This window comes from Caulobacter sp. LjRoot300 (assembly GCF_964253875.1).
Classification (GTDB): Bacteria; Pseudomonadota; Alphaproteobacteria; order Caulobacterales; family Caulobacteraceae; genus Caulobacter.
On sequence record NZ_CAXUSA020000005.1, the window covers coordinates 35,456 to 61,242 of the forward strand.

28 protein-coding genes and 1 tRNA gene are annotated in these 25,787 nt (G+C 69.1%); 19 read left to right on the forward strand and 10 right to left on the reverse strand.

Translation table 11 applies throughout. The annotated features are described in order from the left end of the window. Positions 1-53 precede the first annotated feature (53 nt). A complete protein-coding gene (locus ACSQ2G_RS17295; RefSeq protein WP_436032972.1) occupies positions 54-374 on the forward strand; it encodes a plasmid stabilization protein in 321 nt (106 codons plus the stop codon). 8 nt (positions 375-382) lie between these two features. Beyond that, positions 383-574, forward strand: a complete 192-nt coding sequence (locus ACSQ2G_RS17300; protein WP_436032974.1) for a hypothetical protein — start codon at positions 383-385, stop codon at positions 572-574. Between the two features lie 57 nt (positions 575-631). Here ACSQ2G_RS17300 and ACSQ2G_RS17305 read toward each other — a convergent pair whose 3' ends face one another. Next, entirely contained in the window at positions 632-934 is a 303-nt protein-coding gene (locus ACSQ2G_RS17305) for a hypothetical protein (protein ID WP_436032976.1), read from the reverse strand. A 115-nt stretch (positions 935-1,049) separates the two neighbouring features. Between ACSQ2G_RS17305 and ACSQ2G_RS17310 the strand changes: the two genes are divergently transcribed. The 8 genes from ACSQ2G_RS17310 (at position 1,050) to spt (ending at position 9,299) form a co-directional block, all read left to right on the forward strand. After that, the gene (locus tag ACSQ2G_RS17310; RefSeq protein ID WP_436032978.1) at positions 1,050-1,829 is read left to right on the forward strand and encodes a pseudouridine synthase; all 780 of its coding nucleotides are present in this window, start codon (positions 1,050-1,052) and stop codon (positions 1,827-1,829) included. 109 nt (positions 1,830-1,938) lie between these two features. After that, positions 1,939-2,556 (forward strand): LPS export ABC transporter periplasmic protein LptC, encoded by a 618-nt coding sequence (gene lptC / locus ACSQ2G_RS17315; protein ID WP_436032980.1) that lies wholly within the window; start codon positions 1,939-1,941, stop codon positions 2,554-2,556. After that, positions 2,553-3,722 carry a glycerophosphotransferase gene (locus ACSQ2G_RS17320; protein ID WP_436032981.1) on the forward strand — a complete coding sequence of 390 codons (1,170 nt, stop codon included), beginning with the start codon at positions 2,553-2,555 and terminating at the stop codon, positions 3,720-3,722. The genes lptC and ACSQ2G_RS17320 overlap by 4 nt, the downstream gene beginning before the upstream one ends. Continuing rightward, the gene (locus ACSQ2G_RS17325) at positions 3,719-5,080 is read left to right on the forward strand and encodes a lipopolysaccharide biosynthesis protein (protein WP_436032983.1); all 1,362 of its coding nucleotides are present in this window, start codon (positions 3,719-3,721) and stop codon (positions 5,078-5,080) included. Before ACSQ2G_RS17320 ends, ACSQ2G_RS17325 begins: the two co-directional genes overlap by 4 nt. Further along, complete coding sequence (locus ACSQ2G_RS17330) at positions 5,077-6,780, forward strand: fatty acyl-AMP ligase (protein ID WP_436032985.1); 1,704 nt, start codon at positions 5,077-5,079, stop codon at positions 6,778-6,780. The genes ACSQ2G_RS17325 and ACSQ2G_RS17330 overlap by 4 nt, the downstream gene beginning before the upstream one ends. Next, positions 6,764-7,747 carry an NAD-dependent epimerase/dehydratase family protein gene (locus tag ACSQ2G_RS17335; RefSeq protein ID WP_436032987.1) on the forward strand — a complete coding sequence of 328 codons (984 nt, stop codon included), beginning with the start codon at positions 6,764-6,766 and terminating at the stop codon, positions 7,745-7,747. The genes ACSQ2G_RS17330 and ACSQ2G_RS17335 overlap by 17 nt, the downstream gene beginning before the upstream one ends. A gap of 79 nt (positions 7,748-7,826) precedes the next feature. After that, positions 7,827-8,078 carry an acyl carrier protein gene (locus ACSQ2G_RS17340; protein ID WP_028039590.1) on the forward strand — a complete coding sequence of 84 codons (252 nt, stop codon included), beginning with the start codon at positions 7,827-7,829 and terminating at the stop codon, positions 8,076-8,078. Between the two features lie 3 nt (positions 8,079-8,081). Beyond that, on the forward strand, positions 8,082-9,299 hold the full coding sequence (gene spt / locus ACSQ2G_RS17345; RefSeq protein WP_436032990.1) for a serine palmitoyltransferase: 1,218 nt from the start codon (positions 8,082-8,084) through the stop codon (positions 9,297-9,299). Between the two features lie 63 nt (positions 9,300-9,362). Here the strand turns inward: spt and ACSQ2G_RS17350 are convergent, their stop codons facing one another. From ACSQ2G_RS17350 to ACSQ2G_RS17360, 3 genes are read right to left on the reverse strand one after another with little or no spacing between them, the layout of a single operon-like run. After that, positions 9,363-10,301, reverse strand: a complete 939-nt coding sequence (locus ACSQ2G_RS17350; protein WP_436032991.1) for a hypothetical protein — start codon at positions 10,299-10,301, stop codon at positions 9,363-9,365. Next, positions 10,298-11,224 carry a diacylglycerol/lipid kinase family protein gene (locus ACSQ2G_RS17355; protein WP_436032993.1) on the reverse strand — a complete coding sequence of 309 codons (927 nt, stop codon included), beginning with the start codon at positions 11,222-11,224 and terminating at the stop codon, positions 10,298-10,300. The genes ACSQ2G_RS17350 and ACSQ2G_RS17355 overlap by 4 nt, the downstream gene beginning before the upstream one ends. Continuing rightward, complete coding sequence (locus tag ACSQ2G_RS17360; RefSeq protein ID WP_436032995.1) at positions 11,224-12,282, reverse strand: CDP-alcohol phosphatidyltransferase family protein; 1,059 nt, start codon at positions 12,280-12,282, stop codon at positions 11,224-11,226. Before ACSQ2G_RS17360 ends, ACSQ2G_RS17355 begins: the two co-directional genes overlap by 1 nt. A gap of 156 nt (positions 12,283-12,438) precedes the next feature. Between ACSQ2G_RS17360 and ACSQ2G_RS17365 the strand changes: the two genes are divergently transcribed. Further along, the gene (locus ACSQ2G_RS17365; RefSeq protein WP_436032997.1) at positions 12,439-13,362 is read left to right on the forward strand and encodes a metallophosphoesterase family protein; all 924 of its coding nucleotides are present in this window, start codon (positions 12,439-12,441) and stop codon (positions 13,360-13,362) included. Here ACSQ2G_RS17365 and ACSQ2G_RS17370 read toward each other — a convergent pair. After that, positions 13,350-13,865, reverse strand: coding sequence for a DUF2141 domain-containing protein (locus ACSQ2G_RS17370; protein ID WP_436032999.1), 516 nt, complete (start codon positions 13,863-13,865; stop codon positions 13,350-13,352). The genes ACSQ2G_RS17365 and ACSQ2G_RS17370 overlap by 13 nt on opposite strands. 61 nt (positions 13,866-13,926) lie before the next feature. On the opposite strand from ACSQ2G_RS17370, the gene ACSQ2G_RS17375 reads away from it, so the two are divergent. From ACSQ2G_RS17375 to ACSQ2G_RS17395, 5 genes are read left to right on the forward strand one after another with little or no spacing between them, the layout of a single operon-like run. After that, on the forward strand, positions 13,927-14,364 hold the full coding sequence (locus ACSQ2G_RS17375) for an HIT family protein (protein WP_436033000.1): 438 nt from the start codon (positions 13,927-13,929) through the stop codon (positions 14,362-14,364). Further along, positions 14,361-15,590 carry an LptF/LptG family permease gene (locus tag ACSQ2G_RS17380; RefSeq protein WP_436033001.1) on the forward strand — a complete coding sequence of 410 codons (1,230 nt, stop codon included), beginning with the start codon at positions 14,361-14,363 and terminating at the stop codon, positions 15,588-15,590. Before ACSQ2G_RS17375 ends, ACSQ2G_RS17380 begins: the two co-directional genes overlap by 4 nt. Beyond that, on the forward strand, positions 15,587-16,651 hold the full coding sequence (locus tag ACSQ2G_RS17385; RefSeq protein WP_436033002.1) for an LptF/LptG family permease: 1,065 nt from the start codon (positions 15,587-15,589) through the stop codon (positions 16,649-16,651). Before ACSQ2G_RS17380 ends, ACSQ2G_RS17385 begins: the two co-directional genes overlap by 4 nt. After that, the gene (locus ACSQ2G_RS17390) at positions 16,652-17,803 is read left to right on the forward strand and encodes a dATP pyrophosphohydrolase (RefSeq protein ID WP_436033004.1); all 1,152 of its coding nucleotides are present in this window, start codon (positions 16,652-16,654) and stop codon (positions 17,801-17,803) included. Between the two features lie 4 nt (positions 17,804-17,807). Beyond that, a complete protein-coding gene (locus ACSQ2G_RS17395) occupies positions 17,808-18,569 on the forward strand; it encodes a nucleotidyltransferase family protein (RefSeq protein ID WP_436033006.1) in 762 nt (253 codons plus the stop codon). A gap of 90 nt (positions 18,570-18,659) precedes the next feature. Here ACSQ2G_RS17395 and ACSQ2G_RS17400 read toward each other — a convergent pair whose 3' ends face one another. The 4 genes from ACSQ2G_RS17400 to ACSQ2G_RS17415 form a co-directional block, all read right to left on the reverse strand. Then, entirely contained in the window at positions 18,660-20,957 is a 2,298-nt protein-coding gene (locus tag ACSQ2G_RS17400; RefSeq protein WP_436033008.1) for a TonB-dependent receptor, read from the reverse strand. 214 nt (positions 20,958-21,171) lie between these two features. Then, entirely contained in the window at positions 21,172-21,411 is a 240-nt protein-coding gene (locus ACSQ2G_RS17405; protein WP_436033009.1) for a hypothetical protein, read from the reverse strand. Between the two features lie 5 nt (positions 21,412-21,416). Further along, complete coding sequence (locus tag ACSQ2G_RS17410) at positions 21,417-22,169, reverse strand: sugar phosphate nucleotidyltransferase (protein WP_436033011.1); 753 nt, start codon at positions 22,167-22,169, stop codon at positions 21,417-21,419. Between the two features lie 31 nt (positions 22,170-22,200). Further along, positions 22,201-22,275 (reverse strand) — tRNA-Gly (locus ACSQ2G_RS17415). A gap of 137 nt (positions 22,276-22,412) precedes the next feature. Between ACSQ2G_RS17415 and ACSQ2G_RS17420 the strand changes: the two genes are divergently transcribed. Continuing rightward, a complete protein-coding gene (locus tag ACSQ2G_RS17420) occupies positions 22,413-23,027 on the forward strand; it encodes an HD domain-containing protein (RefSeq protein WP_436033013.1) in 615 nt (204 codons plus the stop codon). A gap of 147 nt (positions 23,028-23,174) precedes the next feature. On the opposite strand, the gene ACSQ2G_RS17425 is transcribed toward ACSQ2G_RS17420, so the two are convergent. Then, positions 23,175-23,750: a TetR/AcrR family transcriptional regulator gene (locus tag ACSQ2G_RS17425; protein ID WP_436033015.1), complete on the reverse strand. Its 576-nt coding sequence runs from the start codon at positions 23,748-23,750 to the stop codon at positions 23,175-23,177. Positions 23,751-23,875: 125 nt separating this feature from the next. On the opposite strand from ACSQ2G_RS17425, the gene ACSQ2G_RS17430 reads away from it, so the two are divergent. Continuing rightward, positions 23,876-24,877, forward strand: coding sequence for an NADP-dependent oxidoreductase (locus ACSQ2G_RS17430; RefSeq protein WP_436033016.1), 1,002 nt, complete (start codon positions 23,876-23,878; stop codon positions 24,875-24,877). A 43-nt stretch (positions 24,878-24,920) separates the two neighbouring features. Further along, the gene (locus ACSQ2G_RS17435; protein ID WP_436033018.1) at positions 24,921-25,787 is read left to right on the forward strand and encodes an alpha/beta fold hydrolase; all 867 of its coding nucleotides are present in this window, start codon (positions 24,921-24,923) and stop codon (positions 25,785-25,787) included.

The following is a 25,787-nucleotide window of genomic DNA, read 5'->3' on the forward strand; positions in this document are numbered from 1 at the left end:
GAACCTCATGTCCGCGCGACGGATTTTCCTTCCACAGCAGATGGAGGACGACGATGCCTCAAGGCGACAAGTCGAAGTACACCGACAAGCAGGAGCGCAAGGCCGATCACATCGCCGAAGGCTACGAAAAGCGCGGCATCTCCGAGAAGGAGGCCGAGCGGCGGGCCTGGGCGACGGTCAACAAGGACGACGGCGGCGGCAAGGAGCCCGGCGGCTCGGGTCGCGGCAAGGATACCGGCCACCTGGCGGCCCATAAGGGCGGCGAGAAAGGCGGGAAGGCGGCGGCGTCGCGCACGGCGGCCGAGCGCTCGGCCTCGGCCAAGAAGGCGGCCGCGACCCGCAAGCGCAACGCCGAACACCACACCCACCACTAGGAGCCGTCATGGGTGAGAAGAACAACACCAAGGGCCGCGAAGCCAACGACGCCCTGCCGCTAGGCGAGCGTTCGGGGCTGGTGTCAAACAAGGATACCGAGAAGACCGGCCGCAAGGAACGCCGCACCGCCGGGCCGGACGGCGGCGATTCCCGCGAGGTCGGCGACACGTTCAAGGACAGTCCCGGCGGCCGGGTCTAAGCCTCGGCGGAAGCTGGGGACAGGCGCATGCGCCTGTCCCCGTCGGCGTCACCACCCCTACGACTTGCCCAGGTCCATGCCCAAGGTCGGGCCGATCCCTTCCGGATGCTCGCCGAACGGGTTGCTCGACCGCCGCCGGGCCGCCGCCTCGAGCTTGCGGCGCAGGTCGTCGTCCAGGGCCAGCTCGGGCTTGGGAACGGGGTCGTCCTCGTCCACCGGATCGTCGACGATCGAAGCCGCCAGCACCTGACGCAGCCGGGCGCCGAAACGGACGTCCTCCGCCGTGCCCGGCGCGGGCGGATCGGCGAGAAATTCCATGACCTCCTCGAGGGCGGTGTCGTTGTCGACGTGATCGGTCACGGGAGTCTCCAGGCCAAGTTTCACCCGGAGTGGAACGGCCACGCCCCCATGGCGGTTGCGGAACCCCGCCGACCGGTCCTAGACAGGCCCGCTCACCTCTCTGGACGCCCCGACCATGGCCTGGACCCGCCTCTATGAAGAAGCCGAGCCGCAGCGCGTCAATCGCTGGCTGGCCCAGAACGGCGTCTGCTCGCGGCGCGAGGCCGAGGCGCTGATCACCCAGGGCCTGGTGTCGATCGACGGCCAGCGGGTCGACGACGTCGGCCGCAAGATCGAGCCGGGCCAGACCCTGGTGCTGTCGGACCGCGCCCAGGCCCAGCTGGACGGAGCCCTGACGGTGATGATCCACAAGCCGGTCGGGATCGTCTCGTCCCAGCCAGACCCTGGCCAGGTGCCGGCCGTGCGCCTGCTGACCCGCGAGGCCCTGGTCGGCGCCAGCCCGGTCATCCCGGGCTTCGAAAACAAGCTGGCCCCGGTCGGGCGGCTGGACATGGATTCGCGCGGCCTGCTGATCCTCTCGGAGGACGGGGTGGTGGCCAAGGCGGTAATCGGCCCGGCCTCGGAGCTGGAGAAGGAATATCTGGTCTGGGTCGACGGCTGGATCACCGACGACAAGCTGGCCCTGCTGCGCCATGGCCTGGAGCTGGACGAGCGCCAGCTGCGGCCCGCCCAGGTCGAGGTGGTCGGCCGCCAGCAGCTGCGGTTCGTGCTCAAGGAGGGTCGCAATCGCCAGATCCGGCGGATGTGCGAGCTGGTCGAGCTGACCGTCGTCGACCTGCTGCGGGTCAGGATCGGCGACCTGGTCCTGGGCGACCTGCCCGAGGGCCGCTGGCGGCCGCTGACCGCCGCCGAACGGTCCAGCCTGATCGGCGCCGCCCCCGATAACCCGCGTTGACCATGCCCCCGGGCGGGGGCAGGGTCGCAATACTTCTTGGGAGATCGGGCCGGGAGGCTTAAGTCGATCGCCTGTCGCTTTCGGCCCGTCGCCTTCAGTTCATGCAGCCATGATCGCCATCACGCCCGCAGTCGCCCCTCCGGTCCGCAAGAAGAACCGCAACCGCCACCGCAAGCCGGTGCGGACGCTGCGGATCATCCTGCCGACGATCGCCATCGGCACGGCCGTGGCGATCGTCGGCCAGGGCGCGATCCTGGCCATGGCGGTCAAGCCCGCCGGGCCAGCCGCCGTCGCGCCCCTGCGCATGGACAATCCGCGGTTCACCGGCACGCTGAAGGATGGACGCGCCTTCCTGATCACCGCCACCACGGCGACGCGCGACCTGAACAACGCCGACCAGGTGTTCCTGAAGAACCCGCAGCTGACCCGCGGCTACGGCTCGGACAAGCCCACCCACGTGGTCTCCAAGGACGGGGCCTACCAGGAGGAGAAGGGTTCGCTGCTGCTGACCGGCGACGTCAAGATCGACAACGGCGCGGGCTACCAGTTCGCCTCCCAGAAGGCGCTGATCGACACCCGCACCGGCGACCTGGTCGGCGGGGCGGCGGTCGAGGGCGCCGGCCCCAACAACCGCTCCACCCGGGCCGACAGCTATTCGGTCAGCGACAAGGGCGACCGGGTTCTGTTCAAGGGCCGGGTGCGCACGCGCCTCACGCCGCAACAGTGATCAAGTCCGCCCCGAAGGCGCGTGGCGACAGGCTCAGCGTCTGCTTCCTCTACATCGCCCAGACGCACCAGATCCTGCACAGCCTGCCGATCGCCATCGCCCTGGCCCAGGGCTGGCCTGACATCGACGTGCACATCGCCACCACCACCCAGGAGCACCTGGACTATGTGCGCGGGCTGCTCGAGACCCTGAAGGTCCCGCCGATCCCCTCCCGCCTGCTGCCGCCGGCCTGGCTGCGGGATCTGCGGCTGAAGGGCGCGGCCACCCCGCCCAAGGCCCTGATGCTGGCGGCCAACGCCCGTCGCCTGGGCCGCTACGACGCCGTGGTCACGCCCGAGCGCACCACCGCCCTGCTGCGCAAGCTGGGCGTGCGGGACACCAAGCTGGTCTACACCCAGCATGGCGCGGGCGACCGCGGCGGGCCGTTCGAGCCGCGGCTCAAGCAGTTCGACCTGGTGATGGCCGCCGGCCCCAAGCAGCGCGACCGGATGCTGGACGAGGGCTGGGTCACGCCCGGCGCCTGCGCCATGGTCGGCTATCCCAAGTTCGACATCATCGACGCCCTGCCGCCTTCGCCGCTGCCGGTCTTCGCCGAGGCCAAGCCGGTGGTGTTGTACAACCCGCACTTCCACCCGACTTTGGGCTCCTGGCCGCGTTGGGGACGCGAGGTTCTCGCGCAATTCGCGGCGGACGAGCGTTACAATCTGATCTTCGCGCCCCATATCCGGCTCTTCGAAGGCGCGGCTCCCGGGACGATCGAGGCTTTGACGCCGTTCGTCGACCACCCGCGCATCCACCTCGACCTGGGCGGGCCGGCGGCGATCGACATGACCTACACCCGCGCGGCCGACATCTATCTGGGCGACGTCTCCAGCCAGGTCTACGAATTCCTGCGTACGCCCAAGCCGTGCCTGTTCCTCAACGCCAGCAACGCGGACTGGCGCGGCGACGAGAGCTTCCATCACTGGCGCTACGGCCCCGTGCTCGACCGGGCGGAGGGCGTCGTCGACGCCATCGACGCCGCCCGGCGCGGCCACGGCGACTATGTCGAGGCCCAGAAGCGGGGCTTCGCGGAGAGCTTCGACCTGCGCGAAACCCCTTCCTCGGTCCGCGCCGCCCAGGCCATCGTCGAGCGCCTGTCTCCGAGACCCCGACGCCTCCGATGAGCAGCGAACCCAATGTTCTCAAGCGGGTCCTGGCCAACGCCGGCACCCTGCTCGGCGGCCGCACGGTCAACGCCGTGGTCGGGCTGGCCTATATCGCCCTGACCGCGCGCGGCCTGGGCAAGGAGCTGATGGGCGTGATCGTGCTGATCAACGCCTTCGCCCAGTTCCTCGGCGAGGTCGCCAAGTTCCAATCCTGGCAGACCCTGTTGCAGTACGGCGCCTCGGCCCTGCTGCAGGGCGACCGCCCGCGCTTCCAGCAGGTCCTGCGCTTCACCCTGCTGCTCGACGGCCTCGGCGCCGCCGTGGGGGTTACCTTGGGGGTGATCGGCGCCCTGCTGTTCGGCCATTTCCTGGGCTGGCCGGCGGCCCTGTCGCCGGCCGCCGCCTGCTACGCCCTGTCGATCGCGGTGATGGACTCGGCCACCTCGGTCGGCCTGCTGCGCCTGTTCGACCGCTTCCGCTTCCTGGCGGCCGAGCAGGCCGTCAGCTCGACCGTGCGCCTGATCGGCTGCGCCCTGTGCTTCACGCTGCACGCCCCGATCGAGGCCTATCTGGCCGCCTGGGCGGCGGGCACGGTCACGGCCTTCGTCTACGTCAACAGTGTCGCCCTGTGGGACCTCAACCGCCGCCAGCTGCTGAAGGACTTCACCCTGCGCGGACCGCTGTCCGAGGGCCTGCCCGGCGTCTGGCGTTTCGCCTGGGCGACCAATTTCAGCGGCACGATCGACACGGCCTTCAGCCAGGTGATCACCCTGGTGGTGGGCTCGGTCCTGGGTCCGGCCCAGGCGGCCATGTGGCGGGTGGGCCGCCAGGTGGCCGACGGCATGGCCAAGCCGGCCAAGCTGCTGGTGCCGGCGCTCTATCCGGAACTGGCCAAGATGCGCGCCACCGGCGGCGAGGCGGCCATGCGCGTGCTGTCGCGGCAGATCGGCCTGATCGGCGGCGCGGTGGCCGGCGTGCTGCTGCTGGTCTCGATCCTGTTCGGCGACGACGTGCTGACCCTGGTGATGGGCAAGCCGTTCGCGGCCGGGGCCGGCATCATGAACTGGCAGGTGGCCGCCGCCGCCATCGGCGTCCTGGCCATGCCGCTGGAGCCGATGCTGGTCTCTCTGGGCAAGGCCGGCCTGGCCCTGCGGGTGCGGGCCGTGGTCTGCGCGGTCTATCTGGCGGCCCTGGTCCCGCTGATCCGCGCCGCGGGCCTGAACGGGGCCGGCGCGGCCCTGGTCGCCGTGGCCGCCGCCCTGGCGGTCGGCATGTATCTGGCGCTTCGCCGAAGCCTGGCGGCCGAAACGGTTCGCTCCGGGCATGAACAAACTTGCGCCGAAGATCAAAACGGCGCCAAAGGCCTCTCGCAATGATTACTCCGACGTCCTCCTCGCGAACCGTTAGATTCGCCGATTTTCCCACCCTGACGGCCGCGCTCGACTTCGCCGCGACCGGTGAAACCGGGATCAACCTCTATTCGCTGCGCGGCGAGCTGGTCGAGGCCCTGCCCTACGCCAGGCTGCGCGACCAGGCCCTGGACCTGGCGCCGCGCCTGCTGGCGACCGGCGCCAAGCCCGGCGACAGCGTGGGCCTGATCGCCGACACCGAGGCCGACTTCGTGCGCGCCTTCTTCGCCTGCCAGTACGCCGGCCTGGTCCCCGCGCCCTTGCCGCTGCCAGCTCCGCTGGGCGGTCGCGAGGCCTATGTCGAGCAGATCGCCCGCATGTTGGCCTCGGCCCACGCCAGGCTGCTGATCGGTCCGGCCGGCATGAAGGACTGGGTGGCCGAGATCGCCGCCAAGACCCCGCTCGACTTCGCCGGCGCCCTGGCCGATCTGCCCGAAGCGGCGGGCGCGACGCTGCCCGAGGTCGCTCCGGACAACACCTGCTACCTGCAGTTCTCGTCGGGCAGCACGCGCTTCCCGACCGGGGTGCTGGTCACCCACCGGGCCCTGATGGCCAACGCCGTGGCCATTACCCGCGACGGCCTGCAGGTGCGGCCGACCGACCGCGCCGTCTCGTGGTTGCCGCTCTATCACGACATGGGCCTGATCGGCTTCCTGCTGTCGCCCATGACCAGCCAGATGTCGGTCGACCTGCTGCCCACCGGCGCCTTCGTGCGCCGGCCGCTGCTGTGGCTGGACCTGATCACCCGCAACGGCGGCACCATCAGCTACAGCCCGACCTTCGGCTACGAGCTCTGCGCCCGCCGGGCCGAGGTGGCCTCGATCGAGCACCTGGACCTGTCCAAGTGGCGCAGCGCCGGCCTGGGCGGCGACATGATCCGCACCGGTCCGCTGAAGGCCTTCGCCGAGCGGTTCGCCAGCGTCGGCTTCTCGGACAAGGCCTTCGTGGCCAGCTACGGCATGGCCGAGGCGACCCTGGCCCTGTCGATGGCCCCGCTGGGCGGCGGCCTGAAGACCGAGCGCCTGGACGTCGAGCGCCTGGAGCAGCACGAAGCCGTCCTGACCGACGACGCCGAGCGCTCGCGCGAGTTCGCCCGCAACGGCCCGGCCCTGCCCGGCCACGAACTGGAAGTGCGCGACGAGAACGGCGCCGTGCTGCCCGAGCGCGGCGTGGGCCGCATCTATGCTCGCGGTCCCAGCCTGATGCGGGAATATTTCGAGCAGCCGGAGGAGACCGCTCGCGTGCTGTCGGCCGACGGCTGGCTGGACACCGGCGACCTGGGCTACCTGATCGACGGCGAGATCGTCATCACCGGCCGCGGCAAGGACCTGATCATCCTCAATGGCCGCAACATCTGGCCGCAGGACCTGGAATGGACCGCCGAGGCCGAGGTCGAGGGCTTGCGCAGCGGCGACGTGGCCGCTTTCTCGGTCCCCGGCGACGGCGAGGAGACGGTCGTGGTGCTGGTCCAGGCGCGCGGCGGCGACGCCGCCGCCCGCGCGGCCCTGGTCGAGAAGATCGCCGGCGTCCTGCGCCTGCGCCACCAGGTCGAGGCCCAGGTCCAGCTGGTCGGGGCCCACGCCCTGCCCCAGACCTCGTCGGGCAAGCTCAGCCGCTCCAAGGCCAAGGTCGCCTATCTGGCCGGCGCCTATGGCGAACGCGTCTGACATGGGCCAGGCCCGGACGGGCCCGGTGGTCGCCGTCACCGGCGCCACGGGCTTCCTGGGCCGCCGCCTGGTCAGGGTGCTGGCCGAGCAGGGCGGGATCGTTCGGGTCCTGGCCCGGCGCGACATCACCGACCCGACCTGGGCGGGCCTCGAGCCCCAGTTGGTGATTGGCGACCTGGCCAACGCCGGCGCCCTAGCCGTGCTCAGCGACGGCGCCCAGGCCGTCGTCCACGTGGCCGGCCTGATCAAGGCGCGAGACCGCGCCGCCTTCCACCGGGCCAATGTCGAGGGCTCGCGACGAGTCGCCCAGGCGGCCAAGGCGGCCGGCGCGCGACTCATCCTGGTCTCCAGCCTGGCCGCCCGCGAGCCAAATTTGTCCGACTACGCCGCCAGCAAGCGTGGCGGAGAAGACGCAGCTCGCGAGATTCTTGGGGGTGATCTGACCATCGTGCGCCCTCCCGCGATCTACGGGCCGGGCGATGTCGAGACCCTCAGACTGTTCAAAATGGCCTCGGAATCGGCCTTTTTGCCGGTTTTGGACCCAAAAGCCCGCATGGCCTGGATCCATGTCGACGACGCCGCGGCCCGGATCGCGGACCTAGTCAAAACGCCGCGCCCGGGGCTGCTCAGCTTGTCCGACAACCGTCCGGAGGGTTATGGCTGGGCCGAACTCATGCAAACCGCGTCCAACGCGGTCGGCGCGTCGCCAAGGCTGGTCCGGATCCCCTCGGGAGCGATCAAGGTTTTGGCGATGTTGTCGAAATGGGCTTCATTCGTCACCGGGAAGGACACAATTCTCACCCCGGGCAAGGCTCGGGAGTTGCTTCACGCCGATTGGGGCCTATCTAGCAACGATCCGATTCCGGACTTTCCTCCGGTGAGCTACTCTCTCCAGGCGGGATTCGCGCAAAGCGTGCGCTGGTATCGTTCGGAAGGCTGGTTGAAGGATAAAAAGTCTCGGGAATAGCCTAATACGGCGTTTTTCCGTCGAGACGGCTGTTACAATTCGGTTATGTAGGACCTTGGTCGGGGATATCGTCGCGTCGATGGAAGCTGTTACGGATCTCACTTTGCGTGAAATCGGCTTGGCTACGGGCAAGGTGCTCGGGCGCTCTGTCGACGTGGCGAACGATACCCATATCGGCCGTGATCTGGCCGTCGATTCCTTGGCCTTGATGAACATCATCATGGAGCTCGAAGACACCTTCGACATCTCCATTCCTCTGGATCGCCTGGCTTCGGTGGAAACCGCCGGAGACCTCGCTTCCCTGATTAAAGACCTACGGAATAGGGCCTAAGCCATGGGGCTGTTCGACAAGCACCTCGCGTATCGCGACGCATACAACGCGATCCGGCAAGCCGGCGCCGATCCCTTCAGCGTGCGTTTCGACGCCGTCGTCTCGCCGACCGAGGGCGTGATCAACGGCAAGCGGACGATCCTGCTGGGCACCAACAACTATCTGGGCCTGACCTTCGACGAGCAGGCGATCGCCTCGTCGATCAAGGCGGTCCAGGAACGCGGCACCGGAACCACCGGTTCGCGCATCGCCAACGGCAGCTTCGAAGCCCACGTCGAGCTCGAAGACGCCCTGGCCAAGTTCTACAAGCGTAAGCACGCCATGGTGTTCACCACCGGCTACCAGGCCAATCTGGGCGTGCTGTCGACCCTGGTCGGCCGCGGCGACCACCTGATCCTCGACGCCGACAGCCACGCCTCGATCTATGACGGCGCGCGCCTGGGCCATGCCGAGGTCATCCGCTTCCGCCACAACGATCCAGAAGACCTGTACAAGCGCCTGCGCCGCATGAAGGACGTTCCGGGCGAGCGCTTGATCGTCGTCGAAGGCATCTATTCGATGATCGGCGACATCGCGCCGCTCAAGGAAATCGCCGCCGTGAAGCGCGAGCTGGGCGGCTACCTGCTGGTTGACGAAGCCCATTCGATGGGCGTGCTGGGCGAACACGGCCGCGGCCTGGCCGAGGCGGCCGGCGTCGAGGACGACGTCGACTTCGTGGTCGGCACCTTCTCCAAGAGCCTGGGGGCCATCGGCGGCTTCTGCGTTTCCGACATGGACGACTTCGACGTCATGCGCGTCACCTGCCGTCCGTACATGTTCACGGCCTCGCTGCCGCCGTCGGTGGTCTCCTCGACCGTGACCGCCCTGCGCCGCCTGGAAGAACAGCCCGAGCTGCGCCACAAGCTGATGGCCAACGCCCGTCGCCTGTATGACGGCCTGAGCTCGATGGGCTTCATGACCGGCCCGACCTCCAGCCCGATCGTGGCCATCACCATGCCCGACACCGAGCGCGCGATCGGCATGTGGAACGCCCTGCTGCAGAACGGCGTCTATCTGAACCTGGCCCTGCCGCCGGCCACGCCGGACAGCCGCCCGCTGCTGCGCACCAGCGTCAGCGCCGCCCACAGCGAACAGCAGATCGACCAGGTGCTGGCCGTGTTCGCCGAGATCGGCGCGGCCATGGGCCTGATCGAAGCGCCGCTGAAGCGCGTCTCGGCCTAGGTCGAACGTTCAGCGCCTGAAACGCGAAAGGCCCGAGGGAAACCTCGGGCCTTTTCTTTGGCTCTAAACGCCTTTCTTGGCCCCATCCCGCGCCTGGCGCTGTCGCCACAGTCGCCACAGCACCCCCGGAGCCGCCAGCACCGGGTGGCGCTCGCGCCAGGGCGTCAGCGCCACCGGCATGCCGGTATGTCGCTCGATCTTCCAGGCGGCGTAGCGCGCCGCGCCCTCGAAGGTGAAGGCGGCCTTGACCAGGCGGGCGTAGTTCAGCGGCCGTCCCATCCGCCGGCGCAGCCGCCAGGCGGCCTGGATCCGCTTCCGATCCGTCTGGCTCAGCGCCGGCTGCACCGCGCCGTCGGCTTCGATGTCGAGCAGCCCCTCCTCGCGCCAGCAGGCGACCAGCAGGCGGTGATAGCGCTCGACGTCGAAGGCCAGAATCGAACGCTCGCGCCCGCCCTTCTCGACCCGGAACTCGGCGGCGTAGGTTTCCTGGAACAGGGCCGACCAATAGGCCGCCGGCGGCCCTTCCGAGGGCCCAAGAGCGGCGGCGAAGCGGGCCGCGGTGCGAGCCGCGTCGGCCACGGCCTCGACCACCTGGCCGGCCACCGCCGAATTGGCGCTCCAGACCAGGCCGGCGGGCTGGACGAAGCGGGCCCAGATGGTGGTGTCGATCCCCTGCCCGCGCGTCGCCGCCTGGAACTGGGCCAGGGTCATGGTCGCCACCTTGGCCCGCAGCACCTGACCGTCCAGTTCCACCTCGTGATAGCTGACGTCAGGCCACAGCAGCCGCGTGGCCAAGCCCCGCAAGCCGGGGCGCACATGTTGGGTCAGGACATAGAAGTCCAGCACCCCGTCCAGGTCGCCGGTGCGCAGGATCGAGCCGTAAAACAGCACCGCCAACGGGGCCTCGAACCGGTCCAGCAGTCGGTGGGCCAGGGCCGCGGCTTGCGGCGGGACGGGCGCCAGCAGTTCCTCGCCCGCTAGGCTGGCGACGGCTCCGCTCATCCGGCCAGGAACCTCAGGGTCGGCCCCAGGACCACGGTCACCCCGCCCGCGCCGTCATAGACGTCGCCGTCGACCACCAGGGGCTGGTCGGTGGTGATGCGCAGCCGCGAGGCGTCGCCGCGCCGATAGCCGCGCCGGCTGGACCAGGCTGACTCCTTGCCGGCCACCAAGGCCGGAAAGGCCCCCGGCAGCCCCCGGGGCGGGGCGTCGACATCCAGGAACTTCAGCCCTTCGCGCGGCGGGCCGAACGGCTTGACCCTGAACGGCAGGCGCTTGAGCGTGGTGGCCAGCACCAGGAAGCGGTCGGCGGTGCGGGTCTCCTCGCCGTCGATGGCCAGGCACAGCGGCACGCCGGCCCGCCACTGGTCGCGCTTTCCGCCCATGACCGTGCCGACCAGCGCGCCCAGCACGCTCATGGCCACGGCGATGCTGTGGAAGGCGCCGGTCTTGTGAACCGTCTGGGCCAGGCTGGTGGCGCGCACGAAGGCGCCCAGGCCGAACACGAAGCCGCGCAGGCTGGGCCGTCCGTCGTCCCAGCGCACCTCCAGCGGCGCGCGATGCTTGATCACCGCCTGGTCGGACCGGGCGGCGGCCAGGGCCTTGGTCAGGGTCCAGTCGCGCGGCACGCCCAGGTCGATGGCCAGGACATTGGTCTTGCCCGAGGGGATCAGGGCGATCAGCGGCATGGCCTCGCCGAAGATCGTCGCGGCCCGGCTGAGCACGTCGCGAATGGTGCCATCGCCGCCGTCGATGACCAGCATCTTCACGCCGCACTGGGCGAAGGCCTGCAGGTCCTCCTCCAGCGCCTCCGGCGTGGCCGGCTCGACCAGCAGCACCGCGTCGGGCGTCTGGCCGGGCCCATCGGGCTCGGACCGCCCGATATTGGCGTGACTCATCGGATTGCGGACGACGCCCACACGCATCAGCGCGACAACCAGGAAACGACGGCCCCCTTCGGGGCCATCAGGCCTTGCAGGATCTGCACGGCGTGCACGACCAGACAGATCGCCGTCCAGATCGCCACCGCCAGGAACCCGATGTCGGGACGACCGGCCAGAACCGCAAGGGTCAGCAGGATCAGGTTCGGGTTGCGGCGGGCGGTGATCAGCCGGAAGAAGCTGTCGAACGGCCGCCAGGCGTGCATCTCGACCTTGAACAGGGCCAGGAAGATCCCCTCCTCCACCCGCTGCAGCACATAGCCGCCGACGATGACCGCCAGGGCCAGCGGGCCGTGCGGCAGGGTGAAGCCCAGCGTTCCGACGCCGACGTACCAGGCCCACCACCAGAACGGCGGGTGGACCAGGTCGATGCCGTGATCGAAGACGTTGCCCCACTTGGACGAGGTCAGGGTCACCCGCGCCAGCTTGCCGTCGACGGTGTCGAGGAAGGTCATGATCCAGGCACAGACCAGGCCCCAGCCCCACTGGCCGGTCCAGAACAGCCAGAAGGCCGCCAGCACCAGCAGGAAGCCGATCAGGGTCACCTGGTTGGGCGTCATCTTTGCCAGGGCGCACCAGCGGGTGACGATCCGGGCGGGCGTCGGCCAGACGTACTTGGTCACCAGGTCGGTGACGCCCTTGTACGAGCCCTGGAACAGGCGCTTCTCGACCGCCACGCGGGTTTCGGGGGTCAGGCGTTCCAGCACCGGCGGCTCGCGCTTGCGCAGGGCGCTGTTGTAGGCCGAGCCCAGCTCCAGCGCCGTCAGGCGGGTCGCGGCCAGTGCCGTGACGTCCTCGCCAGTATCGAGCCGCACGATGGCCTCGCGCGCTCGAGCGGCGGGAACATTGATGGCGACGATGCGCCCGGTCTCGTCGACCAGGGCCACGCCGGGACGGCCGGCCAGGGCCTTGATCAGCGACTCGTCGAACACCCAGCCGGCGTCGACCACGACCACGTCGCCGGCGATGAAGACGGTCTCGGGCCCCGCCTCGACCAGGCCCAAGCGCCGGTAGATCCGCGACAGCCGCTCGGCGGAGGTCATCCCCCAGAGGCGCGTCTTGGCCTGTCCGACCGTGACGGCGGACGGGCCGGCGGCCTCATTCGGTTGATTTTCCGCGCTCACGATAGACAACCCCTTGAAACCTGGCGCGATTGATAAGCAGCTTCGGCCCCTTCCGCCAGAATCCGTGAACCAAACTTGTCGATATTCCGCCTCGCCCACCTCTCGGACCTGCACCTGCCGCCGCCCACGGGCGCGTTCGGCTGGCGCGACCTGCTGTCCAAGCGGCTGCTGAGCCGGATCGCCTGGCGTCGCAAGCACCGCGAGCACCGGCCCGAGGTGCTGGCCGCCGTGGTCGCCGACCTCAAGGCCCACGCCCCCGACCATATCGCCATCACCGGCGACCTGACCAACTACGCCTCTCTGGCCGAGTACGAGGCGGCGCGCGTCTGGCTGGAGGCCCTGGGCCCCGCCCGCGAGATCACGGTCAGTCCCGGCAACCACGACGCCCTGGTCAATGCCAGGGACGGCGAGTCGTTCGCCGCCTGGACGCCCTGGCTGGGCGACGACGGCGCGGCGACCTTCCCCCAGGTGCGGGTGCGCGACGGCGTGGCGCTGTTCAACCTGTGCTCGGCCGTGCCGACCGCCCCGCACCTGGCCACCGGACGGCTGGGCCAGGCGCAGTTGGACCGCCTGGACGCCCTGCTGGCCGACCCGGCCTATCGCGACGCCTTCCGGGTGCTGCTGATCCACCACCCGCCCGTTCCCGGCGCGGTGGCCAAGCGCAAGTCGCTGGAGGACCAGGACGCCTTGCGCGCCCTGCTCGCCCGCCATGGCGCCGACCTGGTCCTGCACGGCCACGCCCACGAGGCGATGGTCTCGACCGCGCCGGGCCCGGACGGCGCGATGATCCCTGTGCTGGGCGTGCCGTCCGCCTCGGCCCTGGGCGAGCGCGGCCACCCGGCGGCGCGCTGGCACGGCATCGAGATCGACCGCCAGGCGCAAGGCGGGGTCGAGGTCAAGCTGGTGGCCCGCGGACTGGACCCCAGGACCGGCCAGACCGGCGAGTTGGGCCGCTGCGTCCTGATCCAGGCCGGTCGCCCGGCGACTCAGCGCGCGTAGCGCATCTTCACCCGCAGGACCGTGTCGCCATGCCGGGCCGTGAACCGCGCGGCCTGGAACGTCGGCGCGCCGATCTTGCTGGGCGCGTCGTTGGAGAAGGCGAAGCCCTCGACCGGCAGGCCGACAGCGTTGCGGTCGAAGTCCCGGTTGGCGTTGGCGTCGTGATAGACGGCCACGGCGTAGGCGTCCGGCTTGGGCAGGTAGAAGCAGGCCTCGGTCACCGGCGCATCGGCCTTGGCGCGCACCCGCATCAGCTTGCCGTGCGGCGCCAGGAACCGTCGCGGATCGGATGGGTAGACGGTGACCGCCACCTCGCCCTGGCTGGACTTCAGGCGCGCCACCTGGACGATGAGCCGGACCTCCGTCGGGCGGCCCTCGCAAGCCTGGCCTGGGCTGGCGACGGCCGCGCCCGCGCCGCCGCCGGAATCGCCCGCCGACACTGGTCCGCCCAGAAGGGCGAAAACCGCCAGAACCGAGGCGAACAACGCGGATCGTGCTTCCATGGAAATGACGGCGTCCCTATTGTAGGCGTGACGGCGGCGAACGCCCGGAGGCGAGGCCGACATGACCAATCCCACCGCTGAGAGTTTCGGTTTCCCGCGCACCCAGGTGGCCGAAACCGCCAGCTGGCTGATCCTGGTGCGTCCCAAGCAACCCACATTTGGGTCGCTGGTCCTGGTATGCAAGGAATCGGTCGAAGCCTTCTCCCAGCTGAGTCCCGCCGCCTTCGCCGACCTCAAGACGGCCACAGAGGGCGTCGAGCGGATGTTGGCCAAGGTGGTCGCGTACGAGAAGATCAATTACCTGATGCTGATGATGGTCGACAAGGACGTGCATTTCCACGTGATCCCGCGCTACGCCGGGACGCGCGAGCATGAAGGCCGGGCGTACAACGACGCCGGCTGGCCGGCCGTTCCCGCCCTGGGAGCGACGGTCGACCTGGACCTGGACGCCGCCGAGCGGCTGGCCCGGACCCTGGCCGAGGCGTGGTCGGCCGCGTGAGGAAGCCCATCCCCACGCCGCACGGCACCGCGCGCTTCCGGCTGATCGACGCCTATCTGCTGCGTATGCTGGTCTGGCCGATCGTCGGCTGCCTGGGCGTGACGGTGATCGCCCTGCTGCTGGAGCGCGTCCTGCGCCTGCTGGACGTGCTGTCGCAGAGCAGCGCCCGCTTCGGCTACGTCACCGAACTGGCCGCCAACCTGGTGCCGCACTATCTGGGCCTGGCCCTGCCCGTGGCGTTCTTCGTGGCGCTGTTCATCGTCATCACCAAGCTCAGCGACGGTTCGGAGATCGACGCCCTGCTGGCCACCGGCCAGTCCCTGACCCGAGTGGCCGCGCCGTTCGTCTATGTCGGCCTGTTCCTGATGGTCTTCAGCCTGGTCGTCTTCGGCTACATGCAGCCCTACAGCCGCTACGCCTATCGCGCGGTGATGCACGAGGCGATCAACGCCGGCTGGAACGGCAAGCTGAACGGCGGGTCGTTCATCGACCAGCCCAAGCTGCTGATGACCGCCGACGGCGCGGATCCGGCCGGCCAGCAGCTGACCCGGGTGTTCATCCGGCGGATGGACGCCGCCGGCCGCGAGGAGGTGATCACCGCCGCCACCGCCGACCTGCGCTCGGCCCCCGACGGCAAGAACGTCATCATGCTGCTGCGCAAGGGCCAGCGGATCGGCGTCGACGCCCGCGGCGAGTACCGCATCCTGGTCTTCGACCAGTTCACCACCAACGTCCCCCTGGCCGGCGCGGCCGCCCTGCTGCGCGACCGCGGCGGCGACGAGCGCGAGCTGACCCTGGGCGAGCTGGCCCGACAGGCCCGCAGTCCAAACCCGGTCGTCCCGCGCGCCACCCTGCTGGCCGAGCTGTACGGCCGCCTGGCCCGCGCCGCCTTCCTGCCCTTCCTGCCGCTGCTGGCCTTCCCGCTGGGCCTGGCCGCCAAGCGCGGCAACCGCACCCCCGGCCTGATCATCGCCGGCGTGCTGCTGCTGGCCTTCCAGCACAGCCTGCAGCTGGGCCAGAGCCTGGCGGAATCGGGCAAGGCCATGCCGCTGGCGGCCATCGGCATCCCGTGGCTGGTTTTCGTCAGCCTCAGCTTGTGGATGTTCATCGGCAGCCGCAAGCGGCCCGGCCAGACCCCGGTCACCGAGCTGATCCGCCGCTTCGGCGTCGGCATCAAGCGCGTCCGGCGGATGTTCCGGGACAAGTTCGAGCAGGCCGACGCATGAAGATCCAGCTCTACGTCCTGCGCACGGTCGGCACGCGCGTGCTCGGCGCGGCCCTGATCCTGTTCTCGATCCTGCAGATCCTCGACCTGCTGGAGGTGACCACCGACATCCTGGACCGCGGCCTGGGCACGGCCGGGGTGCTGTACTACGCCGCCCTGCGCTCGCCGCGGCTGATCGAGCAGGTCGCCCCGATCGCCACCCTGGCCGGCGGGCTGTTCGCCTTTTCGCAGCTGGCCCGCGAGAGCGCGATCATCGCCATGCGCGCCACGGGCATTTCGGCCTATCGCATCGTGGCCATGGCCCTGCCCGTGGCCATCCTGGTCATGGCCTTCGATTTCAGCTGCGCCCAGTTGATCGCGCCGCGCACCGATCCGGTGCTGGCCGACTGGTGGCAGGCCACCACCCCGGTCGCCGACCGCAAGGTTCCCGGTCCGCGCAGCTTCCGGGCCGGCGATGACCTGGTGATCGCCGCCGGCGCCTCGGCCGACGGCCGGACCCTGAACGCGGTGAAGCTCTATCGGCGCGACAAGGTCGGCCGGCTGATCGAGCGCATCGAGGCGCCGTCGGCGACCTATGCGCGCGACGGCGGCTGGACCCTGGTCAATCCGGTCATCGTCCGGTTCAAGGGCGAGCAGGTCACCGTCACGCCCGCCGCCCGCATGAGCTGGCCCTCGCCCCTGCACCGCCAGGACGTCCAGGCCCTGTTCGCCGACAGCCCCGTGCCGACCGCCGCCACCGCCCGCCGGGCCCTGCTGAGCGGCGGCGGCGACCGTCCGACCAGCTTCTACGAAACCCGCCTGCTGGCGGCCTTCGCCGGCCCCGTGGCGTCGCTGGTGATGCTGCTGCTCGCGGCGCCGGTCGCCCTGGCCAATTTCCGCAGCGGCCAGGGGGCGGTGCTGCTGACCGGCGGCCTGGCGGCCGGCCTGGTCTTCCTGGTCGTCAACGGCCTGCTCTCCGCGCTGGGCGAAGGCGGCTCGCTGTCTCCGATCCTGGCCGTCTGGGGCGGTCCGGTCATCTTCGCCGCCCTGGCGCTCTACGCGCTCGTCGTCTTGGAGGGCTGAATGCCGTTCGACACCGTTGATTCTGATCTCACCATCGTCCCCGTCGCTTCCAAGGCCGAGCTGAAGCGGTTCGTCGACCTGCCCAACCGCCTCAACGCCAAGGACCCCAACTGGGTCGTGCCATTGATGTACGAGCGGATGGCGGCGCTGACGCCGAAGACCAACCCGTTCTTCCAGCACGCCGACGTGCAGATGTGGCTGGCCGTGCGCGCCGGTCGCGACGTGGGCCGGATCAGCGCCCAGATCGACCACCTGGCCACCGAGGAAGGCGCGGGCAAGACCGGCAACTTCGGCATGATCGCCGCCGAGGACGACCCGTCCATCTTCTCGCTGCTGTTCCGCACCGCCGAGGACTGGCTGAAAGCCCACGGCTGCGACCGGGCGCTGGGTCCGTTCAACCTGTCGATCAACGAGGAGGTCGGCCTGCTGGTCGACGGCTTCGACACCAAGCCGATGGTGATGATGGGCCACGATCCCCGCTACGCGGCCGCCCGGGTCGAGGAGCAGGGCTACGCCAAGGCCAAGGACGTCTACGCCTATGTCTGCGACCCCCGCGCGGCCCTGCCGCCGGTGGTGGTGCGCCGGGTCAAGCGCGGCCTGCCCGAGGGCGTGACCCTGCGCGAGCTGGACATGAGCCGCTACGACGAGGAGGTCAAAGCCCTGACCGACATCCTCAACGACGCCTGGTCGGGCAACTGGGGCTTCGTGCCCACCACCGAGGCCGAGACCGCCCAGCTGGGCAAGTCGCTGAAGGACGTGCTCGACAAGCGCCTGATCCTGTTCTCCGAGATCGACGGCGAGCCGGCCGGCTTCATCGTGCTGCTGCCCAACGTCAACGAGGCAATCGAGGGCCTGAACGGCAAGCTGCTGCCGTTCGGCTGGGCCAAGCTGCTGTGGCGACTGAAGGTCAAGCGGGTGAAGTCGATCCGCATCCCGCTGATGGGCCTCAAGCGCAAGTTCGCCGACACTCTACGCGGCCAGGTCGTGCCCTTCCACCTGATGAACGCCGGCCGCGACGCCGGCCTGGCCCTGGGCTACGACAAGTTCGAGTTCTCGTGGATCCTGGAGGACAACGCGCCGATGCGCCGGATCTCCGAGGCCATGGGCGCGCAGATCTACAAGACCTACCGGATCTACGAGAAGGCGATCTAGGGCCGTGGCCCCGTTTCAGGCGCTGGTGCTGGCTGGATCGCGCGGCGGGGTCGATCCCGTCGCCGACTACGCCGGCGTCAGTCAGAAGGGCCTGATCGTCCTGGGCGGCCGGACGCTGCTGACGCGGGTGCTGCAGGCGCTGGACCAGGCCGGGGCCGAGCGCATCGCGGTCTCGACCAACGACGCGGCCCTGGAGGCGGCCCTGGCGGGCGAGACGACGCGGGCGGCCCTGTCACGCCTGCCCTCGGCCGCCGGCCCCAGCCAGAGCGTCCACGATGCCGCCCAGGCCATGGGCACGCCCCTGCTGGTCACCACGGTGGATCACGCCCTGCTCCAGCCGGACTGGGTGACCGACTTCATGGCTGACACCCCGGCCGACGCCGACATCGCCATCCTGCTGGGCGAGGAGGCGCTGGTGCAGGCCGCCGCCCCGACCACCAAGCGCACCTATCTGGCGTTTCGTGACGGCCGCTATTCGGGCTGCAACCTGTTCTACCTGAAGACCCCGGCCAGCCTGCGGGCCATCGACCTGTGGCGTACGGTCGAGAAGCACCGCAAGCAGCCATGGAAGATCGCGGCCCTGTTCGGCCCGGTCATGCTGGTCCGCTACCTGCTGGGCCTGATGACCCTGGACGAGATGGTGACCCGCATCGGCCGCCTGGCGGGGGTCAGGGCGGCGGCGGTCCGGGCCCGGCACGGCCTGGCGGCGGTGGACGTCGACAAGCCGGCCGACCTGGACCTGGTGCGGTCGATCATCGAGGGTTGAGGCCGCGCCGATACGAAAAACCCCGCCGTCCGGCGCCGCTGAAACGGCTGGGACGGCGGGGTTCTCGAAACCGCGAGGTGTGTGGGGCGACTACTTCAGCTTGGCGCTGACCGAGACGCCCACGATGCGCGGCTCGTTGTAGACCGCCGCCATGTAGTTCTCGATGACGCCCTTGAGGTTCTTCTCGTTGGTGATGTTGCGGCCGAACAGGGCCACTTCATACGCGCCGTCGCCGCCTTCGTAGCCGAGCTTCAGCCCGCCTTCGAAATTGCCCTTCGAGTAGAACTCGTCGGTCTTGTAGAGCACGAAGTTCGTATAGCCCTGGACGTTCCAGTCGGTGGCGACGAACAGCTTGCCGTCGGCGCCCACCGGCACGTCGTAGCGGCCCGTGAAGCTGAAGTTGTACTTCGGCGCGTTGGGCAGCGGGTTGCCGTCGATCTGGGTGAAGTAGTTGGTGCCGAAGGGACCGACGATCGCCTTGGTCGGGCTCTTCACGGTGCAGACCATCACACTGTTGAGGGCGCAGACCTGGGCGTAGACGCGCTTGTCCTGGATCTCGCTGTGCAGCAGGCTGGCGCCCGCCGTCAGGGTCAGGTTGGCGATCGGGCGCCACTCGGCGTCGGCTTCCAGGCCGTAGGCCTTGGCCTTGTCGGCGTTGAACAGCACGCCGTTGCCGTTGGAGTCGTTGCCGTTCAGCTGGATGTCCTTGACCTCGTAGGTGAAGGCCGAGGCGTTCAGGCGCAGGGTGTTGTCCAGCAGGGTGCTCTTGAAGCCGGCTTCCCACGACAGGATCGTCTCGGAATTGGCGGTGGTGAAGTCGCTGTTGAACACCGCCGAGCGGCCCTGGATGGTCGGGCCGCGGAAGCCCTTGGCCACGCGGGCATAGACGTTCAGGTCGGGATTGACCTCATAGTTGGCCGACAGGTCCCAGCTGACCTGCTCGTCCGACAGGCGCACATAGCGACGGCCGGCGTAGGTGGAGACGTTGGCGGCGGTGTTGGCGGTCTTGGCCAGCACCGTCTTCTTGGCGTCGTAGGTGTCACGCAGGCCGCCGGTGACGGTCAGGGCGTCGGTCAGCTTGTAGCTGGCCTGGCCGAACACCGCCCAGGAGGTGTTGAGGTTGTTCAGCTCGACCCAGTTGTTGGGGTTGCGGGCGGCGGTGGTGAGGAAATAGGCGCGCTGGAAGAAGTCGGTGGTGTCGCGCGAGTCGAAGTACAGCGCCCCGACCTGCCACTTCAGGCGGTCGTCGCCGTTGCTGGCCAGGCGGATTTCCTGGGTCAGTTGGTCGAGGTCGCGGACCTGGCCCATCGACTGGCCAAAGCCGTTGGGAACGCCGGCCACCGGGAAGTTGGCCGCCGCGCCGCCGTCGGTGTCGCCGCGGCTGTAGCCGCTGGTGGTCTCATAGGCGCTGATCGAGGTCAGGGTCACCGGCCCGAAGTCGTAGGCGATGTTCAGCGACGCGCCTTGCGTGTCGTAGGCCTGTGGGTTGTTGTTGGCCTCGTCGAAGGCGACGCTGTCGCGCGGCGCGGTCGAGCTGTTGGAGCCCTTCTTCAGGGCGCCGCGCAGGAACAGAGTCGAGGTGCCCTCGTAGTTGCGGGCGTGGGCCGAGGCCAGGACCGTCAGTTGCTCGGTCGGGGTGGCCAGCAGCTGGATCCGCACGTCCTTCTCGTCGAAGCCGCCCATGGCGTTCTTCTTCGGGGTGACCGTGCCGTCGGCGCTGGTCCCGACGAAGGTGTTGTCGACATAGTCGTCGCGGTGCTGGTAGAGCGCCGAGACGCGGAAGGCCAGCTTGTCGGCCACGATCGGGCCGCCGATGCCGCCGTCGAAGGTGGTCGTGCCGTAGGTGCCGTACGAGGCGCTGGCGCGGCCTTCCAAGGTCTGGGTCGGCTTGTTGGTGTCGAACTTGACGATGCCGGCGGTGGTGTTGCGGCCGAACAGCGAGCCTTGCGGGCCGCGCAGCACTTCCACCTGCTTGACGTCGAACACCGGGTTCGACTTCAGCACCACGTGTTCGAGCACCACGTCGTCCTGGATGATCGACACCGGCTGCGAGGCGCCGAGGTAGAAGTCGATGTTGCCCAGACCGCGGATGTAGAAGCGCGGGAAGATCCGGCCCGTGGTGGTCTCGGCGTAGAAGCTGGGCACCTTGCCCGACAGCGAGATGATGTCGTCGCCGCCGCCCTGGATGGCGCGCAGCTGGTCGCCGCCGACCACGGCCACCGAGACCGGCACCTTCTGCAGGTTTTCCGACCGGCGCTCGGCGGTCACGACGATCTCGTCCAGGGCGGTCGAGGACGCCTCCTGGGCCAGGGCCGCGTTGGCGAACGACAGGGCTGAGAGGCCCGCCCCCAACAGGAGCGCGCATTTACGTGCGTTGAAACGAGACATTGAACCCCACCACTTCCTGGAAAATCGAACCGACATGAGAGAATCGAAAAAGCGCCGGTCGTTGAGTCCGCCGTCGCTTGTAAGGACCCGCTTACTTCTTCGCGGGCCTGCGGCCTATAGGCATGTTGCATGACAGCGCCGTGACAGGCGTCACGGCGGGCTGTTGGCTAGATTGTCGGCAATGCGAAGGAGCCCGCTAGTCCGGCGCCCGATCCTAGGGCAGGTCGTCGGCGCGCTCACGACGCAGGCGAAGAGCCCTGAACGCGAAATAGCTCGCCCAGAACACGACCAGGCCCAAACACACCCAGACCCATCCAGCGTTCTCGCCCAATCCGCTGGTCAGCCGGTCAAGTATTGCTCCCGCCGGCGAGAACAGCAGAAGCATCATGAAGGCGAACGCAACGATGGCGGCCTTCAGCCTGTCGCCCCGATGCATCGAGAGGGGCAGCCACAAGGCCCCTACTCCCCGGCCGCGACCCAAGCCGCCGCCAGTTCGCGGTTCTTCGGCAGGTCTTCGGGGAAGTCCATCTCGGCCCAGTCCAGGCCCTCGATCGACTGCACGCGGACCACGTCGTGATCCTGGGCGATCTGGTTGATGACGCTGAGATACCAGCGCTTGAGGCCTTCGGGCGTGCGCAGGGCCTGCTCGACGATGCGGGTGAACAGGGCCGCGCCCTCGGGATCGAAACGCAGGAAGCCGATCGACTCGGCGTCGTATTGGTCGATGGTCTTGCCGATGGCGCGCAGGGACAGGCCCTCGGTCAGCACCTTCATGTCGTCGGCGTCGTAGCCGGCGGCCTTGCGGTCGATGGTGACTGTGATCGGGGCCGGCGGGGCGGCGATCAGGCGCTCGGCGACGCCCGTCTCGAACAGGGTGTCGCCGTTCAGCAGCAGGAAGTCGCCGCGCATCTCTCCGCGCGCCAGCCAGCAGGTCGCCAGGTTGTCGGTCAGGGCGTAGAACGGGTTGAACAGGGTCCGGACCGTCAGGCCCGGGATGTCGAGCCCCGCGACCTCCTTCTCGACCGTGTCGGCGGCGAAACCGGTCACCACCACCGCCTCGGTGATCCCGGCCTGCGCCAGGTGCTTGAGCTGCCAGTGCAGCACGGTGCGGCCCGAAAGCTCGACCAGGCACTTGGGGCGGGTGTCGGTCAGCGGCGACAGGCGCTTGCCCTGGCCGGCGCTGAGGATGATGGCTTTGGCCGGCTTTGCCACGCAGCGACTCGCTTCGGAAATTGCAGGAAACTGGAGCGGGCGATGGGAATCGAACCCACGACATTCTGCTTGGGAAGCAGACGCTCTACCTCTGAGCTACGCCCGCGTTGAACGGATGGCGACGCGCCGTTCAAGCGCATGGCTCGTCTAGCCGGTCTGATCCCGCTTCTCAAGGCCATCCGTTGACGCCGGCTGTGGAGCGGCGCACGATCGGGTCAAACAAGTGTTCGGAAGGACGACGCCATGGCCGACGGCCACCAGCACCCAGACGAGCACCCCCGGGCGCAATTCCACGCCATGACCGACGGCACGCCGCAGGACTGGGCGATCATCGCCGAGGCGTCGATGGAATTCGGCCGCGACCTGCCCAAGCGCCTGGTCTCGCACCTGAAGCTGCTGCAGGGCGACTGCGGCGGCTTCGCCATCGACCGGCTGGACCACAGCCTGCAGACCGCCACCCGCGCCTTCCAGGACGGCCGCGACGAGGAATATGTCGTCTGCGCCCTGCTGCACGACATCGGCGACATCCTGGGCCCACGCAATCACGCCGACATCGCCGCGGCGATCCTCCAGCCCTTCGTCTCGGAGGAGAACCACTGGATGGTGGCCCACCACGCCGTCTTCCAGGGCTACTACTTCTTCCACCACCTGGGCCTGGACCGCGACATGCGCGATCAATTCCGCGGCCATCCCAGCTTCGAACACACCGCCCGGTTCTGCCACGTCTACGACCAGGAGGCCTTCGATCCGGCCTATCAGTCGATGCCGCTGGAGGCGTTCGAGCCGATGCTGCACCGGGTGATGTCGACGCCGAAACGGTCGATCTACCTGCGGGCCAAGGACGGCGCCGCGGCGTAGGCAGATCCGCACTCACGTGCCGTGCGTGGCCCTCGTCCTTCGACGAGCTCAGGATGAGGGCCATGGCCGACGCCGCAGTAGAAACCTCATCCTGAGCTTGTCGAAGGACGAGGTCTCGGCCCCTCGATAGCTGAACGTCGACCCTTCTTAGGCGTCCGACGTCTTTTCCTCGATCCAGGACCGCGTCTGGTCGAGGATTTCCTCCGACAGCACCGGATCGTCGATCGCCCGGGCGAGGACGACGGCCCCCACCATGGCGGCCCAGGTGCCGACCGCCTGGCGACGCGCCTGCGCCGGGTCGCCGGCGGGGAGCGCCGCGGCGACCCTGTCGATCTGCGACCGGAAGCCGTCGGTCATGGCCGTCCGCGCGGCGGCGGCCTGGCGGCGGATGTCCGCGACGAGGGCGGCGGTCGGGCACCCCTCACCGATGCGGTCGCGATGCCAAGGCGACAGGTAGGCGTTCAGATAGCCCGCCAATTCGCCTCCCCCTTGGCCGCCCCCGCCCTGCCCGGCTTCCTGGACGGTGAAGATGTGGGCGATGGCCCGGGCGACGAGGTCGTCCTTCGAGTCGAAATGCCCATAGAAGCCGCCATGCGTCAGGCCGGCCGCCTTCATCACCTCGGCCACGCTGACGGCGTCGAAGCCCTTCTCGCGGAACAGGCGGCTGGCCGCGTCCAGGATCCGCAGCCGGTTGGCCTGCATCTGCTCTCGGCTAACCCTCATTCCACAATCCTCCAATGGCCCGTTGACATATACATGATGACCGTCATATTTAGCAACAATCATGATGAGCATCATGAATAAGACGCCATGCCTCGCCCGCCGAGGCGACGATTGGAGAGATCCCCATGAAGGCCTTCATCCTCGACCGGTATGAGAAGAAGGGCGTCTTGCGGCTGGGCGACATGCCGACGCCGACGCCGGGCGACGACGATGTGCTGGTCGAGGTGCACGCGGCCGGCCTGAACCCGCTGGATTCCAAGGTCCGCGACGGCGAGTTCAAGTCGCTGCTGTCCTATCGGCCGCCGTTCATCCTTGGCCATGACGTGGCCGGCACGGTCGTTCGCGTCGGCGCGAACGTGCGGGCCTTCAAGGTCGGCGACGAGGTCTACGCCCGGCCGCGCGACGGCCGGATCGGGACGTTCGCGGAATTCATCGCCATCGACCAGGCCGACGTGGCGCTGAAACCGAAGTCGGTCAGCATGGAGGAGGCCGCGTCCCTTCCGCTGGTCGCGCTGACGGCCTGGCAGGCCCTGGTCGAACGCGCCAAGCTCCAGAAGGGCCAGAAGGTGCTTATCCACGCCGGCTCGGGCGGGGTCGGCGCCATCGCCATCCAACTGGCCAAGCACCTGGGGGCAACGGTCGCGACCACGACCAGCGCGGCCAATATCGACCTGGTCCGAAGCTTCGGCGCCGACGTCGTGGTCGATTACAAGTCCCAGGCCTTCGAGCAGGTTCTGTCCGGCTACGACCTGGCCCTGAACAGTCTGGACGGCGAGACGCTGCTGAAATCGCTCGAGGTGCTCAAGCCCGGCGGCAAGCTGATCTCGATCTCGGGGCCGCCCGATCCCGCCTTCTTCCGCGAGCGGGGACTGAACTGGGCCCTGCGCCAGGCCCTGCGCCCGCTGAGCGCCGGCGTGCGGCGCAAGGCCAAGGCCCGCGACGCCAGCTATTCGTTCCTGTTCATGCATGCGAGCGGCGAGCAACTCGCCCGGATCACTGCGCTGGTCGAGGCCGGAGCCGTCCGCCCCGTGGTCGACCGGGTCTTCCCGTTCGAGGCGCTCAACGACGCCCTGGCCTATCTCGACACCGGGCGGGCCAAGGGCAAGGTCGTCGTCAAGCTGAAGTGAGCGCGCCACAGCCGCCCCGTCGCCAACATCCGAGGAAACGATCGTGAACACGCTTCAGCCATCGCCCGCCGACCCGACCAACACCTGGAACGGCGCGCCGACCCGCGGCGTCGACGTCGCGGGAACCAGGCTGGCCTACCGGCGGCTCGGCGCGGCGACCGGGGTGCCGCTGGTGATGCTCAACCACTGGGGCGCGGTCCTGGACAACTTCGATCCGCGCATCGTCGATGGCCTGGCCGCGACCCGGCCGGTGATCGCCGTCGACTATCGCGGCGTGGGCGGCTCTGGCGGAGCCGCGCCCTTGACCGTGGCGGAGATGGCCCAGGACGTGATCGGCCTGATCCGCGCCCTGGGCCTGCCACAGGTCGACCTGCTGGGCTTCTCGCTCGGCGGCTTCGTGGCCCAGGACGTCGTGCTGCAGGCGCCGGATCTGATCCGCAAGCTGATCCTGACGGGAACCGGCCCGGCCGGCGGCGAAGGCATCGGCGACGTCGGGCGGGTGTCCGGCCCGCTGATCGCCAAGGCCATGCTGACCTTCAAGGATCCCAAGTTCTATCTCTTCTTCACAGCGTCCAAGACCAGCCGGCGGGCCGCCAGCGCCTTCCTAGCGCGGCTGAAGGAGCGCCGGGCCGATCGCGACAAGCCGATCACCATCGCCGCGTTTCGCCGGCAGCTGACGGCGATCCACGCCTGGGGCAAGCAGGCGCCGCAGGACCTGGGCGCCATCGGCAAGCCCGTCCTGGTCGCCAACGGCGATCACGACATCATGGTCCCCAGCCGCAATTCGATCGACCTGGCCAAGCGCCTGCCGAACGCCGAGCTGGTCCTCTACGAAGACGCCGGGCACGGCGGCATCTTCCAGTATCACGAGGCCTTCGTGAAAAAGGCGCTGGCCTTCCTGGACGCTTGA